The 16,121-nt window shown below is 73.1% G+C and carries 4 protein-coding genes and 1 pseudogene; 2 read left to right on the top strand and 3 right to left on the bottom strand.

Features of this window, described 5'->3' with window-relative positions:
• The first annotated feature begins 399 nt into the window (after positions 1–399).
• Positions 400–786 (top strand): DUF6292 family protein, encoded by a 387-nt coding sequence (locus ACLJQF_RS12330; protein ID WP_410608412.1) that lies wholly within the window; start codon positions 400–402, stop codon positions 784–786.
• 46 nt (positions 787–832) lie between these two features.
• On the opposite strand, the gene ACLJQF_RS12325 is transcribed toward ACLJQF_RS12330, so the two are convergent.
• Both ACLJQF_RS12325 and ACLJQF_RS12320 read right to left on the bottom strand, forming a co-directional pair.
• Positions 833–1,249, bottom strand: coding sequence for an SsgA family sporulation/cell division regulator (locus tag ACLJQF_RS12325; RefSeq protein ID WP_410608411.1), 417 nt, complete (start codon positions 1,247–1,249; stop codon positions 833–835).
• A gap of 385 nt (positions 1,250–1,634) precedes the next feature.
• Complete coding sequence (locus ACLJQF_RS12320; protein WP_410608410.1) at positions 1,635–2,351, bottom strand: HU family DNA-binding protein; 717 nt, start codon at positions 2,349–2,351, stop codon at positions 1,635–1,637.
• A gap of 535 nt (positions 2,352–2,886) precedes the next feature.
• Between ACLJQF_RS12320 and ACLJQF_RS12315 the strand changes: the two genes are divergently transcribed.
• Positions 2,887–4,485: a phospholipase D-like domain-containing protein gene (locus ACLJQF_RS12315; protein WP_410608409.1), complete on the top strand. Its 1,599-nt coding sequence runs from the start codon at positions 2,887–2,889 to the stop codon at positions 4,483–4,485.
• A 344-nt stretch (positions 4,486–4,829) separates the two neighbouring features.
• Here ACLJQF_RS12315 and ACLJQF_RS12310 read toward each other — a convergent pair.
• Positions 4,830–16,121: pseudogene (locus ACLJQF_RS12310) on the bottom strand (type I polyketide synthase); the annotation flags it as partial.

The raw sequence follows: 16,121 nt of genomic DNA, 5'->3' as shown, positions 1-16,121 counted from the left end.
GGATCAACTCCCGTCATTCATACAAACAGACACCGAATGTATGAATGACCACCGGCGGGTGTCAAGCCCCCCTCGACGTCCACAATGGACGATCGCAACCGGTTCGCCGGAGATTTCCGCATAACATCGAACGTGGTCGATCGACGTCGGTTGCCAATTCCGGACTCGCCGTCCAAGCTCTTTCTCGCACGAATGTTAACGTTAACACCTTGCAGTGAGGTTTCATGCTGTCCGTCGTCGCCGGTTCGCCCTGAGCCCTCGCTCCGCTCCTGATCACGGACCCGGCAGACCTTCGCGCCAGCCTCGCCGAATCGTTTCGCTACCCGTGCGGTTCCGCGGGCCCCGGCATTTCCCGCTTCGCGCGCGGGTAAGTCACCGGCTGCGACGGAAGGGTGGATCATGACCGACGACGAACCGTCCACGGCCGCGCGCATGCAGGCGATGGCCGCGGAGCTGGGGCTGCAGCCGGAGGACACCCGCTCGCACACCGGCGACTTCGCGGGTGGTCAGATCCTCTTCGCGGGCGCGTCCGGCGACCGCAAACCGAGTGCCTACCTGCTGCGCTGGACACCCGGCGAAGGCTGGGAACTGGCGGCGGAGGCCGGACCGTCCGGGTCCGCCCTGGTCGTCGCCGAGCTGCCCGGCACGCCGGAACCCGAGGCCGTGGCCGACTTCGTCCTCGCCGCCCTGTCCGGACGCGCGGAGCGGCCCGTGCGCCGGTCGGAAGAGGGGCTCAGCGGCCTTGGTGGTCGCGAGCGTGCACGAAGGGACCGTTCCGGACGGTGACCACGAAGACCCACGGATCCGGTCCTGCGGCCCGCGCCGGGCCGCCTCATTCCGGGGCGTGGATCAGCTTCGCCAGCTCCCGGTCGAAGTCGAACGCCCGGCTTTCCTGCCCGCGCGGCAGGGCCTCGCAGGTGCGGTAGAGGAAGTCGACGAGCTCGGCGGTGTCCGCGTCGAGCACGACGTGCCCGCTCGGCGACCGCAGCTCGACCACGGTCACGGCGGGATCGGCACCCGGCGCGACCCGGACGTCGCCCAGCCCGGCCGGTTCCCGGAGGCCGTCGACGAGCAGGTCCCGCGCGACGAGCCACTCGACGGGCCCGCGTCCGGTGTGGAGGGTCAGAGCGACCGCGTAGGGCTCCCGGCTGTCGTACCCGAGGTCCGCCCGCAGCGACGTGGCTCCGCCGCCGGTGGACCGCACCTCGAGCACGAGGATCGCCTTGATCACGGTGTACTCGGAACTCAACGGACGACCCTCCACCCCGGCGGCATGAACCACGGCCAGTGTCGGCCGATCGAGGGCCCGGCGCCAACCGGACACGCGGTTTTCCGAAGGGCGCGGAACGACCGCACGTCAACCGCGGCCGGCAGGGCCGGCACCAGGTCGCGCCGGTTCCGGTGAAGTTCACGGCAAGCCTGGAGAAGATCTTCTCGGCCGGCCCCCAGACATGCGGGCGGTGGTCGCCAATTCCACTGTGGACGGCGTGCTGGTTGCCGTGTTCCCGCTGCTCGTGGTGGTCGTGGTCGGCAACGCCGCGGTGGTCTGCGTCCGTCGGGACGTGCTCGCCGGAGGATGCCGAAAGGGCCCCGCACCGGATCGGTGCGGAGCCCTTTCGGGAGAAACCCGGGTACTACTTCTTGGCCGCGGAGGTGCGCTTGGCCGGGGCCTTGGCAGCGGCCGGCTTCTTCGCCGCGGCGGTCTTGGTCGCGGCCGGCTTGGCAGCGGCAGCAGCCGGCTTGGCGGCGGCGGTCTTCGCCCGCGTGGTGGTCGCCTTCGCCGTGGTCGCAGCGGCCTTGGCGGCCGGCTTCGCCGCCGCGGCCTTCGGGGCCACCTTGGCAGCAGGCGCCTTGGTGGCCGTCGCGGTGGCCTTGGCAGCCGGCTTCGCCGCGGTGGCGCGGGTCCGCGTGGTCGCCGGACGGGTCGCGGCCGGCTTGGCCGCCGCCGCCCGGGTGGCGCGGGTCGTCGTCGCCTTGGCCGGCGCGGCAGCCGCGGCGGTCTTGGTGGCCGTCGCCCGCGTGCCGGCGGCGGCGGTGGCGCGCTTGACCGGAGTCGCCTTCGGCAGCTTCTTCGAACCGGAGATGACGTCCTTGAACGTCGTGCCGGCACGGAACGCGGGCACGTTGGTCTTCTTCACCTTCACGGCCTCACCAGTACGCGGATTGCGCGCCGTACGAGCCGCGCGAGCGCGCTTCTCGAACACACCGAAACCGGTGATGTTGACCTTCTCGCCCTTGTTGACCGTCCGGATGATGATGTCCACCAGACCGTCAACGGCCTGCGCAGCCACCTTCTTGTCATCGCCCAGACGCTCCGACAGCGCCTCGATCAGCTGGGCCTTGTTCGTCATTCCAGTCCTCCGTAGCGGAACTCCAGTCAGGCCCATCACGGCCGACAGCGCACAGAGTATTACCAAAGCCGCACAAATCCAAACAGCGGACACAGCTTAACTCTCTTGTGTCGTGCGGAATTCCGGTCCGGGCCGGCGGGAACCACCGGCACCCGCCCGCAACCCGAAGCGCTGACCTGCAGATTTTCCTCCGGCATGGCGCCCGAACCGGGCCCCGAAGGTCCTCAAAGGACAAGCAGCGAGTGTGCCCGACACCACGAGCGTCCTGATGAGACGATCCCAAAATCGAACAATTGATCGACGCCGCGCCCGCGAAAAGCCCGCTCCCGCAATCAATCTCCGGCCGGCTCGCCCGGCAATCCGGGGTCAGGGCGTAACGACCGCCATGCCCCTGGCGACCCTTGAGTGCCGGGATGGATTCGCCGCCTTCCGGAGGCACCGGCACGAAGTGCGCCGTGGCCCTCCCGGGACCGGCGGGGGTGGAGGCACGACCATGCGGAGCCGCTCTACTGCCGATTCGTTGCAAGTCCATGCCGTGGCCGGATCCTACGTCGTGCTGTTCGGGATCGACCTGCCGAAACGGGCCACCAGGAACCTCCTCGGGTTCGCCATCGAACGCACCGATCACGCCAAGCGGGAACGCTACTGGCTGCGCGGCCGCAAAGTGTTCGAGGCGACCTCACGCGGGATCCCGCCCGGCACCTCGGTCAGCCTGCGCGACCACCCGCTGCAGTCCTTCCAGTGGGGCGACTACACCGCCGAGCCCGATCACGACTACGAGTACCGCGTCGTCGCCCTCTACGGGACGCCGAAGAACCTGGTGGTCCGCCGCGAGGTCACGATCACCGTCCACACCGAACCCGCCGGCACCGGCACCCACGCGGTCCACTTCAACCGCGGGGTCGCCGCCAGCCAGGCCTACGCGCAGGAGTTCGGGCGGCCACCGCGTGCGGGCGATCGCACCGACCCCGCCTACGACTGGCTGTCCCGGGGCCTCGAAGAAGCACTGCTGGAGTTCATCGGCTCGGCCGCCGGGCCCGGGTATGCGTTGCGCGGCTCGGTCTACGAATTCTCCTACCCGCCCGTCCTCGACGCGCTGAAGGCCGCCGCCGACCGCGGGGCCGACGTCAAGATCATCTACGACCGTCGTGGCCGGGCGAGCACGGATCCGAAACGCGCCAAGGTCTGGCAGCAGTCCGAGCCGGCCATCGCCTCCGCCGGGCTCGAAGCGTGCATGGTCCCCCGCAAGACCGGCAGCGCCATCTCGCACAACAAGTTCCTGATCCTGCTGCACGACGGCGCACCGCAGGCCGTCTGGACCGGCTCGACCAACGTCACCTGGGGCGGCCTGTTCGGCCAGTCCAACGTCGGGCACCTCGTCCGCGACCCCGCGGTCGCCGCCCGGTACCTCGACTACTGGACCCGCCTGTCCGCCGACCCGGACTACGCCGGGATCCGGGCCGCCAACACCGGCGCCACGCCCACCCCGGCCACGCCACCAACCGCCGGGGTCTCGCTCGTGGTCAGCCCGAGGACCACCCTCGACCTGATCGACTGGTACGCCGGCGTTGCCGGGCGCGCCGGGAAGTCGTTCTTCATGACCGCGGCGTTCGGCGTGCACGACAAGATCGCCGACGCCATCGCCGCCGAGTCCGACGTGCTGCGCTACCTGGTCCTCGAAGAACCACCCGACAGCGGCGACGTCGAATTCACCCGCGACAACGACGTCAAGGTCGCCGTCGGCTCACTGCTGAGCACCGACATCCTCGACCGCTGGACCAAGGAACAGCTGACCGGCCTGAACTTCCACGTCCGCTACACCCACACGAAGTTCATGCTCGTCGACCCGCTCGGCGACGACCCGCTGGTCATCACCGGCTCGGGCAACTTCAGCGACGCCTCGGTCCACGAAAACGACGAGAACATGCTCGTCATCCGCGGCGACACCCGGGTCGCCGACATCTACCTCGGCGAGTTCATGCGGCTGTTCACCCACTTCTACTTCCGCTACCTCCAGCAGAAACTCCGCGACGACCCGCGCGACGTCGCCTACCTCGCGCCCGACGACAGCTGGGTCCCCCGCTACTACGACCGCACCACCCCCGGCTACCGGCAACGGCTGCTGTTCCGCTGACCGAAGAAGCACACGGTCCTGCCGTGGCCGGGGGTCGGGTTCTGTCGACCTATGTTGTCACCGGGGCAGGAACGGCCAACTCACCGCTCGCAGCGGCCAACTCACACACCGGAACGGCCAACTCACCGGCACGTGGTGAGTTGGCCGCTCCGGGTGGTGAGTTGGCCGTTCCGGGTGGTGAGTTGGCCGCCCGGGGGAGGTTGTGGGCGGTGTTGCTGATGGGCTGAGGAGGCCGGTGCGTCCCCTGCCGGCGCAGACACCTGGTCGTGAGTGGTAAGTAGGGTTCTAACCCGAATTACCACTCACGACCAGGTGCGGCAGAGCGGCAGAGCGGCAGCGGGCTGTTACCGGGCGCCGAGTGCGTCGAGCCAGCGCCGGAGGTGTGCGGCGGTCTCGGCCACCTGTTCCTCGATGATCGAGAAGTGATCGGCCTCGATGCGCTCGACCGGTCCCCGGTGTTGCCAGGCGGGGACGGGGTCGGTGGCTCCGAAGCCGCTCAACGTCACGGTGGCCCGCAGGTTCAGCGTCGGCGCGGCGATCGGCTCGGCCGCGCGCTCGGGGAATATCCGCACGTAGCCGCCCATGGCGACCAGGCCGTGGTCGTCGACGGGGGTCAGTGCGTTGTCGCGGGACAGGATCTGCCCCAGCGCGTCGGTGAGCACGAGACGGTTGAGTTCGAGGTCTTCCGGGGCGTAGGTGTCGATCATCGCGACGCCCGCGAGCTCGACGCCGTCGTCTTCGAGCCGCCGGGCGACCGCGTGGGCGAGCGCACCGCCGGCCGAATAACCGATGAGCGCCACCGGGCTTCGCTCGAGTTCCGAGGCGACGGCCGCGGCGAGGCTCTCGATCGCCGCCGCCCAGGTCGCCGGCAGGTCGTCGCCGGCGCGCAGGCCGGGCAGCCGCACCGCGCCCACCTGCCGCTCACCGCCCAGTTCGCGGGCCAGGCGGGCGAACTGGTGCGGGCCCGATCCTGCCAGGAACGACGGGAGGCAGAGCAGCGCCGGTGCCGTGGCACCGCGGGCCAGGAGCTGCACAGCGGGGCGTTGTGCGGCAGCCTCGCCGGCCGGGTAGGTGGTCATCAGCGCCGAACTCGCGATCAGCAGGGGCAGCGCCCCGGCCAGGTCGCCGCGGCGATGCGCCCCCGACACCAGGTCGGTGATCGTGCCGCGCACCCCGGCCGATGCCTGCTCGGCCACGCCGGTTCCGGATTCCTCGATCCGTGAGCGCACCAGTTTCGCCACGTCGGCGGCGGTCGGGTGGTCGAAGATCAGCGTCGACGGCAACGCCAGCCCGGTCAGCCGCGCGAGCCGGTTCCGGAATTCGACGGCACCGAGGGAGTCGAAACCGAGCTCGGTGAACGGCGCGTCCGGATCGATCGCGTCGCCGGACCGGTGCCCGAGGACCGCCGCGGCGACGGTGCGCACCTCGCGCACGATCAGCCCGTCGCGATCGGCGTCGGGCAGTGCGGCCAACTGCTGGGCCAAGCTGACGCCGGCCCCCGCGACGGCCGTGGGAACCCGGATCATGCCGCGCAGGACCGCGGGCAGGGTGCCGCCGCGCGCCAGGTCGGCGAGCGCCGCGGTGTCCAGCAGGGCCGTCACCGGGGCCGGCCGATCGGTCGCGAGTGCGTTGTCGAACAACGCCATCCCGGACTCCGGGTCGATCGGGACCAGGCCCAGCCGGGTCCGGATCCGGCGGGCGTGCTGCCCGCCGTCGTCCCCGCCGAGCACCCCGGCCATGCCGACGGTCCACAGCCCCCAGGCCAGCGAGTGCGCGGGCAGGCCCGCGCTGCGGCGCACGCGAGCCAGCGCGTCCAGCACGCTGTTCGCGGCGGCGTAGTTGCCCTGTCCCTGCCCGCCGAGCAGCGGGGCCGCGGACGAGAACAGCACGAACGCCGAGAGGTCCAGGTCGCGGGTCAGCTCGTGCAGGTGCAGTGCCGCGTCGGCTTTCGGGGCCAGCACCCGGGTCGTCTGCGCGGGGGTGAGGGTGTCGAGCATGCCGTCGTCCAGGACGCCCGCCGCGTGGATGACGGCGCTCAGCGGCGCGTCGCCGTCGATGCCGGCCAGCAGATCCCGGACTGCCGCACGTTCGGTGACGTCGCACGCCACGACCCGGACGTCGGCGCCGAGCCCGGTCAGCTCGGCGGCCAGTTCGGCGGCGCCCTCCGCGGCGGCACCGCGCCGCGATGCCAGCAGCAGCCGTCGGACGCCGTGTGCGGTCACCAGGTGCCGGGCGGCGATCGCGCCGATGCCGCCGGTGCCGCCGGTGATGAGCACCGTGCCGTGGCCGAACGGCCGCGGCCCGCCCGGTTCGGTGGCGGGCAGCGGCCGCAACCGCGGTGCCAGGAGCCGGCCGTCGCGGACGGCCAGGTGCGGTTCGTCCTGGGCCACGGCCTCGGCGAGCGACGTGCTCGCCAGGGCGTCGCCGTCGTGGTCGATGAGCAGGAACCGGCCCGGGTGCTCGGACTGGGCGCTGCGCACCAGGCCCGCCACGGCAGCGCCGGCCAGCTCGGGTTCCTCGCCGGGCAGACCGGCGGCCGTGCGCGTCACGATCGCGAGCCGGCCGGGGTGTTCGGCGCCGATCCAGCCCTGCAGCAGCGCGAGCGTCGCCAGCACGCCGGCGTGGACGTCCGCCGCGCCGGTGCCGCGGGGCGCGGGCCACACCACCGTGTCGGGAACCTCCGGCAGCACAGCGAGTTCCGCGAGCCCGGCGCAGCTTGCCAGTGGCTCGGGGGCCTCGACGGCCGCCGGGTCGCCGAGCACGACGACGCGCCCGGCGCCCGCATGGGAGACAGTGGGCACGGCGACCCACTCGAGGTCGAACAACGGTGCCGCGCCCCGCAGCCGGGCCAGCGCCTGCGGCTCGATCGGGCGGACCCGCACCGACTCCACGCTCAGCACCAGGGCACCGGCCGCGTCGACCGCGTCCACGCGGAAGGTGTCCGGTGCGACGCGGGCGATGCGGGCGCGCAAGGCACCCGCGCCGGACTGTGCCAGCTGGACACCGCCGAAGGCGAACGGCAGGGGCACCCGGCCGTCGGGCCCGTCCTCGGTGAGCCGGCCGACCGCCGCGTGGAACACCGCGTCCAGCAGTGCCGGATGCACGCCGAAGGCGGTGGCGCGCGCCGCGGTTTCGGAGTCGAGCGCCAGGTCGGCGAACACTTCCTCGCCACGCGACCACGCCGCGCGCACACCCTGGAACACCGGGCCGTACCCGAAGCCGAGGTCGCCGAGCGCGCGGTACACCTGCGGCCCGTCGACTCCCTCGCCCGCAAGCGGGGGCCACGTCGTCGCCCAGCCCGGTGCCGCGGCCGGCACGGCAGGCGTGAGCAAGCCACGGGCGTGCGGCACCCAGGCGTCGGCGGTGCGGGCGTGGACGGTCACGGTCCGGTGCCCGTCGGCATCGGGCTCGCCCACGGCGAGCTGGATGTCCGCGGCACCCTCGGCCGTGAGGACCAGCGGCGCCGCGAGCACCAGTTCCGCCAGGCGCGGCACGTCGAGCCGGGCGCCGGCGGCCAGCGCCAGTTCCACGAATCCGGTACCCGGCACCAGGACCGCGCCGGAGACGACGTGGTCGGCGAGCCACGGGTGCGTGTGCAGCGAGAGCCGGCCGGTGAACAGCCACTCGTCCTTGCCGGCGAGGTGCACCTGGGCGTGCAGCAGCGGGTGGCCGGCGGAGTCGGCACCGGCGAGCGGCGCCGCGGTCTCCGCGGGCCGCAGCCAGAACCGTTCGTGCTGGAAGGGATAGGCGGGCAAGGGGATCCGGGCCTGCGGCCGGGCTCCGAAGTAGTCGGCCCACCGCACCGGACGGCCCGCGCAGTGCGCGGTCGCCAGCGCGGTGACCAGCTGCTCGGGTTCGTCGACCGTGCGCCGGGAGCCCGCGACCACCGCTGCGCTCGCCGCGGGATCCGCCGCCAGCGTGGCGCGGGTCATCGCCGTCAGCACCGCGTCCGGGCCCAGCTCGACGAACAGGCGCACGCCCGAATCGAGCAGGGCCCGCACCGCCGGGGCGAAGCGCACCGCCTCGCGCACCTGCCGGACCCAGTACCCGGGCGTCGCCACCGAACCGCCGTCGAAGGCGCCGGAAACCGTGGAGCACAACGGTATCCGTGGCTCGTGGTAGGTCAGGCCCGCGGCGATCTCCGCGAACTCGGCCAGCATCGGATCCAGCAAGGCGGAGTGGAACGCGTGGCTCACCCGCAGCCTGCTGGTCTTGACGCCCTCGGCCACCAGCTTCGACTCGAGCGCCGCCACCGCCTCGGTGTCTCCGGAGAAGACCACCGCGTCGGGCGCGTTCACCGCGGCCAGCGAGACCGCGGCGGCCGCCGGCTCGGCCAGCAGTTCCGCGGCCCGCTCCTCCGGCACGGCGGCGGCCAGCATGCTCCCCCCGGAAGGCAGCGCCCCCATCAACCGGCCCCGGGCCGCCACAAGCCGGCACGCGTCCGGCAACGACCACACCCCGGCCACGTACGCCGCGGCCAGCTCGCCGATCGAATGCCCGGCCACCGCGTCCGGCGTCACGCCCCACGACTCGACGAGGCGGTACATCGCCACCTCGAACGCGAACAACGCGGGCTGGGTGTACTCGGTGCGGTCCAAGAGAGACTCGGCCGTCGCGCCGAACATCACGTCTCGCAGCGAATGCCCCTGGTGTGCGTCGAATTCCGCGCACACCTCGTCGAGTGCGGCCGCGAAGACCGGGAACGCCCGGTACAGCCCGGCGCCCATCCCGATCCGCTGCGCGCCCTGACCGGTGAACAGGAACGCGGTCGTGCCCGGCTGGCCGGTAATACCCGGCTCCGGCTCGTCGGCGGCCAGGCGTGCCAAGGCCGCCAGCAGCGTCTCCCGGTCCTGGCCCACGACGGCGGCGCGCTGCTCCAGCCGCGCGCGGTGCAGCGCCAGCGTCACCGCGACGTCGGTCAGGTCGAGCTCCGGACGTTCCCGCAGGGCATCGTGCAGCCGGCGCGCTTGGGTTCGCAGCGCGGCCGTCGTCCGCGCGGACAGCAGCAACGGCAGCACCGCCGGCCGCGGTGCCTCGGTCGCCCGCGGCGGGACCGCGGGCGCCTCTTCGAGGATCACGTGCGCGTTGGTCCCGCTGATCCCGAACGACGACACGCCCGCCCGGCGCGGACGGCCCCCGGCCGGCCACGGCTCGGCCTCGGTCAGGATCCGGACCGCGCCCGCCGGCCACTCCACGTGCGGCGACGGCGCGTCGACGTGCAAGGTGGGCGGCAACGTCTCGTGCCGCAGCGCCTGCACCATCTTGATCACGCCGCCGACCCCGGCGGCCGCCTGCGCATGCCCGATGTTCGACTTCAGCGACCCGATCCGCAGCGGCTCGGCGCGGTCCGGCCCGTAGGCGTTGATCAGTGCCTGCGCCTCGATCGGGTCGCCCAGGGTAGTGCCGGTGCCGTGCGCCTCCACCGCGTCCACCTCGGCCGCGGCCACTCCGGCGTTGGCCAGCGCCCGCGCGATCACCCGCTCCTGGGACGGGCCGTTCGGGGCGGTCAAGCCATTGCTGGCCCCGTCCTGGTTGACGGCGCTGCCGCGGAGCACGGCCAGCACCGGGCGCCCGTTCCGCTGCGCGTCGGACAACCGCTCGAGGGCGAGCACGCCGACGCCCTCGGCCCACGAGACACCGTCCGCGGTACTGGAGAACGCCTTGCAGCGCCCGTCCGGTGCCAGCGCCCGCTGCCGGGAGAACTCCTGGAACAGCAGCGGAGTCGACATGACCGTCACCCCGCCGGCGAGGACCAGCGACGTCTCCCCGGCACGCAGGGCCTGGGCCCCCACGTGCAAGGCCACCAGGGACGACGAACACGCCGTGTCCACCGTCACCGCGGGTCCTTCCAGGCCGAGGGCGTAGGACACCCGGCCGGAGACGACGCTGCCGGCCGATCCGGTCGCCAGATAGCCTTCCGCGGCACCGTCGGCGGCTTCGCGCGCCACGTGGCCGTAGTCCTGGTACATCACGCCCGCGTACACCCCGGTGTCGCTGCCCCGCAGGGACGTCGGATCGATACCGGCGTCTTCGAGCGCTTCCCAGGACGCCTCGAGCAGCAACCGCTGCTGCGGGTCCATCGCCGCCGCCTCACGGGGTCCGATGCCGAAGAAGGCGGCGTCGAAATCACCGGCGGTGTGCAGGAATCCGCCTTCCCGGGTGTAGCTCTTGCCCGGCTTGCCGGGTTCGGCGTCGTACAGGCGGTCGAGGTCCCAGCCGCGGTCGCCGGGCATCGGGGTGATCGCGTCGACGCGCCCGGCGATCAGTTCCCAGAGCTGGTCGGGATTCTCGACGCCGCCAGGATACCGGCAGCTCATGCCGACGATTGCGATCGGTTCGTCGGCCTTGGCCTTGGCCCTGGCCGGGAGCGGTCGCGACGGTGCCGATCCGTCGACCCGGGTACGCAGGAAGCCCGCCACCGCGGCGGTGGTCGGGTAGTCGAACACCAGCGTGGACGGAAGCTGCACCCCGGTGGCGGCGGTCACCTTGTTGCGGAACTCGACGCCGCCGAGCGAGTCGAAACCCAGTTCCGTGAACGGTGTTTCCGGGTCGACGGCGTCGGCCGACTCGTGGCCGAGGACCGCGGCGGCGATCGCGCGGACCTCGTCGCGGATCAACGCCTCCCACCCCTCGGCGGGGGCGTCGAGCAACCGCCGTCGCAACGGGCTGTCGGCGACCCGGCCGCGCGCCGGCACGTGGATCAGGCCGCGCAGCACCGCGGGCAGCGTGCCGAGCCGGCCCAGCGCGGTGAGGGCGGGGGTGTCGAGCAGCGCGGTCATCAGCATCGGTTCGCCGGTGGCCAGCGCGTGGTCGAACAGCTGCATGCCGGTGTCCGGCTCGATCGGGGACAACCCGAGCCGCGCCCGGATCTGGCGCACCAGGTGGTCGCCACCCGGGTCGTTCACCGCTTCGGCCATGCCGAGCTTCCACAGCCCCCAGGCCAGCGCGTGCGCGGGCAGACCGGCGCTGCGGCGCGCCCGGGCGAGCGCGTCCAGGCCCGCGTTCGCGGCCGCGTAGTTGCCCTGGCCCTGCCCGCCGAGCAGCGGCCCGGCGGAGGAGAACAGCACGAACGCCGACAGGTCCCGGTCGCGGGTGAGCTCGTGCAGGTGCCAGGCGGCATCGACCTTCGGGGCGAGCACCCGGTCGACCTGCTCGGCGGTCAGGGTTTCGATGGTGCCGTCGTCGACCACGCCCGCGGTGTGCACGACCGCGGTCAGCGGTTCGGATTCCAGCAGCGCCGCAACCTCGGCGCGCTCGCTGACGTCGCACGCGGCGACGCGGACCTCGGCGCCCAGCGCGGTCAGCTCGGTGACCAGGTCCTCGACGCCCGGCGCCGCGGACCCGCGGCGCGAGACGAGCAGCAGCCTGCGCACCCCGTGCCGGGTCACCAGGTGGCGCGCGGTGACGGCACCCAAGCCGCCGGTGCCGCCGGTGATCAGGACCGTGCCGTCGCCGAAGGTGCTGCCGGTCGGATCGCCGGTGGCCGACCGGATCAGCCGCGGTGCCAGCGTGCCGCCGTCGCGGAGCGCGAGCTGCGGCTCGTCCGTGGCGGCCGCGGCGGCGATCCGCCGGGGCAGGTCCGCGACGTCCGTGTCGGCGAGGTCGGGGGCGAGGTCGACGTTCACGATGCGCCCCGGGTGTTCCGACTGCGCGCTGCGCACCAGGCCGCGGACGGCCGCGGCCGCGGGGTCCGGCGTCTCGCCGGGCAGACCTGCGCCGTTGCGGGTCAGCACGATCAGCGTCGAACCGGCGCTGCCCGGTTCGGCGAGCCAGCCGCGCAGCACCGCGAGGGCGTCGTGCACGGCGGTGCGGATGGCCGCGGGGACGTCGTCGCCGTCCGCGGTTTCGGGCGACCAGACGACAATCGAGCCGTGGTGGCCCTCGCCCGTGGCGAACGCCGCGGCATCCGCGAACGTCTCGGCGCACCCGGCGACCGGGCGGCCCAGTGCCACCAGGTGCCGGTCCGGCACCGCGGAGACCGTCACCGGCGTCCAGTCGAGGGCGTAGAGCGGGCTGCGGGCACCGGCGAGAGCGCGCGCGTCCGCGGGGCGGGCGAGCACGGCGTCGATCGACAGCACCGCGGCGCCGGTGTCGTCGCAGGCGTCGATGCGCACCTTCCCGGAACCCAGCCGGCCGATCCGGGCCCGGACCGCGGAGGCGCCCGGCCGGAACACCCGGACTCCGGTGAAGGAGAACGGAAGCGGCAGCTTGTCGTCGGGCAGGTCACCGGCGAGTCCGTCGAGGGCGGCGTGGAAGATCGCGTCCAGCAGCGCCGGGTGCACCCCGAAGCCCGCCGTCCGCTCGGCCAGGGTCACTTCGGCGAACACGTCGTCACCACCGGCCCAGGCGGCGCGCACGCCCTGGAAGCTCGGGCCGTAGCCGAATCCCAGTTCGGCGAGCCGGTCGTACAGCCGCGTTCCGTCGATCGGCGTGCCGTCGGCCGGCGGCCAGGTGGAGCCGGTCCAGTCCGGCGGCACGTCGTCGGCCGGGGCGAGGGTGCCGGTGGCGTGCAGCGTCCACTCCGGCTCGGGCTGCGCGGTGCCGGCGACGGCACGCGAGTGGATCGACAGGCGACGGCGGCCGGTGTGGTCGGGCTCGGTCACCGAGACCTGCACGTCCACCGCGGCGGCGCCGTCGAACAGCAGCGGCGCCGACAGCACCAGTTCGTCCACGACGGGCAGGTCCAGCCGGGCGCCCGCGGCCAGCGCGAGATCCACGAACCCGGTGCCGGGCAGCAGGATCGTCCCGAAGGCCGTGTGGTCGGCGATCCACGGCTGGCCGGTGGTGGAAAGCCGGCCGCTGAACAGCCATTCGTCCCGGCCGGCGAGCGGCGCGCCGACGCGCAGCATGGGGTGGTCGAGCGCGACGAGGCCGGCGCGGCCCAGGTCGCCGAGCGCACCGTCGCCGGGCTGCACCCAGTAGCTGCGGCGCTGGAAGGCGTAGCCGGGCAGGTCGAGGTGGGCTGTCGGTCGTCCGGCCGACAGCGGCGTCCAGTCGACGGCCACGCCCGAGCAGTGGACGGCGGCGAGCAACCGCAGGAACCGGTCCACCTCGTCGAGCTTGCGCCGGGACGCCGCGACGACCAGCGAGCGGGCCGCCACTTCGTCGCTCAGCGTGTGGCGGGTCAGCGCCGCCAGTACCGCGTCCGGACCCACCTCGACGAACCGGCGCACGCCGGCGTCGGTGAGCGACCGCACCGCCGGGGCGAACCGCACGGCCTCGCGCACCTGCCGCACCCAGTACCGCGGCGTCAGCAGCTCGTCACCGATCGGCGCACCGGACACCGTGGAGCACACGGCAATGCGCGGCGCCCGGTACGTCACCGAGGTGGCGACCTGCTCGTACTCGGCGAGCATCGGCTCCATCAACGCCGAATGGAAGGCGTGCGAGACCGTCAGCCGGGTCGTCTTCACGCCCTCGGCCACCAGTCGCTGCTCCAGTGCGGCGATCGCCGCCGTCTCGCCCGAGAACACCGTCGCCGCGGGCGCGTTCACGGCCGCCAGCGAGACCGTCCCGGCCGCGATCAGTTCTCGCGCCCGCTCCTCCGGCACCGCGGCGGCGAGCATCGCGCCCCCGGCCGGCAGCGCCCCCATCAACCGGCCGCGGGCGGCCACGAGCCGGCACGCGTCGGCCGTCGACCACACCCCGGCCACGTGGGCCGCGGCCAGCTCACCGATCGAATGCCCGGCCACCACGTCCGGGGTCACGCCGAACGATTCCAAGAGGCGGTACTGCGCCACCTCGAACGCGAACAGCGCGGGCTGCGTGAATTCGGTCCGGTCGAGCCGGCCACCGGTCTCGCCGGACATCACCTCGCGCAGCGAAACCCCCAGCAGGGCATCGAATTCCACGCACACCTGGTCGAGGGCGGCGGCGAACACCGGGAACGCGGCGGCCAGCCCGGCGCCCATCCCGGCCCGCTGCGCGCCTTGACCGGTGAACAGGAAGGCCGTCTCGCCGGTGATGGCGGCACCCGACACGACATGCGCGGAGTCCGAACCCGCGGCCAGAGCCGTGAGGCCGGCGAGCAGACCGGCCCGGTCGGCGCCGAGCACCGCACCGCGCCGGCCCAGCTGAGCGCGCGCGCCGGTCAGGGCGGCGGCGACATCGGCGTCGGCCACCTCGGGGTGGGCGGTGAGCCAGGCCAGCAGCCGGCTCGCCTGGGCCCGGAGCGCGGTCTCCGTCTTGGCCGAAAGCAACCACGGTGCCGGCGCGCCGGATTCCGGCCGGTGCTCGACGACGTCAGCGCGTTCGCGAGGCGCCTCTTCGAGGATCACGTGCGCGTTGGTCCCGCTGATCCCGAAGGACGACACACCCGCGCGACGCGGACGATCCGGCTCCGGCCACTCCCGCGCCTGCGTCAGCAACTCCACCGCGCCCGCCGACCAATCGACCTCGGACGTCGGCTCGGCGACGTGCAACGTCGAAGGCATGACGCCGTTGCGCATCGCCATGACCATCTTGATCACGCCCGCGACACCCGCCGCCGCCTGCGTGTGCCCGATGTTCGACTTGACCGACCCCAGCCACAACGGGTTGCCGTCCCCACGGCCCCGGCCGTACGCGGACACCAGTGCCTGCGCCTCGATCGGGTCACCCAGCCGCGTGCCCGTGCCGTGCGCCTCCACAGCGTCCACATCGGACGCCGCCAGCCGCGCATTCGCCAGCGCGGCCCGGATGACCCGCTCCTGCGCGGGCCCGTTCGGCGCGGTCAGCTGGCTGCTCGCGCCGTCCTGGTTGATGGCGCTGCCGCGGACCACGGCCAGCACCCGATGCCCGCCGCGCTGCGCGTCCGACAGCCGCTCCAGCACGAGGACGCCGACGCCCTCGGCCCAGCCCGTACCGTCCGCCGACGACGAGAACGCCTTGCACCGCCCGTCCGGCGCCAACCCGCGCTGCCGGGAAAACTCGACGAACGTGCCCGGGGTCGCCATCACCGTCACCCCGCCGGCGAGGGCCATCGAGCACTCGCCCTGCCGCAGCGACTGCGCGGCAAGGTGCAGCGCCACCAGCGAAGACGAACAGGCCGTGTCGACCGTCACCGCCGGCCCTTCCAGCCCGAAGGTGTAGGCCACCCGGCCGGACGCGATGCTGCCCGCGCTCCCGGTCAGCAGGTAGCCCTCGAAGTCCTCGGGCGCCTGAGGGATCCGGGAACCGTAGTCGTCGTACATGACGCCCGCGTACACCCCGGTCCGGGTGCCCCTCAGCGCGGTCGGGTCGATTCCCGCGTACTCGAAGGCCTCCCACGCCGTCTCCAGCAGCAACCGCTGCTGGGGATCCATCGCCGCCGCCTCACGCGGGCTGATGCCGAAGAACTCGGCGTCGAACCGGTCCGCGTCGTACAGGAACCCCCCTTCCCGGGTGTAGGAGGTCCCCAGCCGGTCGGGGTCGGGGTCATAGAGCTTTTCCAGGTCCCAGCCACGGCCTTCGGGGAAGGTGCCGACCGCGTCGCGCCCGGCGTTCACCAGCTCCCAGAAGTCTTCCGGAGAGGCGACCCCGCCCGGCAGCCGGCAGGCCATGCCGACGATCGCGATCGGCTCGTGCGCGCGCTCTTCCAGCTCCTGGACCCGCTGGCGGCTCTCGCGCAGGTCGACCGTCGCTCGCTTGAGGTAGTCGCGGAGCTTTTCCTCGTTGTT

The organism is Amycolatopsis sp. lyj-109 (assembly GCF_046548995.1).
Taxonomy (GTDB): domain Bacteria; phylum Actinomycetota; class Actinomycetes; order Mycobacteriales; family Pseudonocardiaceae; genus Amycolatopsis.
The sequence above is the reverse complement of the archived record's forward strand: the minus strand, read 5'-3'. Positions and strand labels throughout refer to the sequence as shown.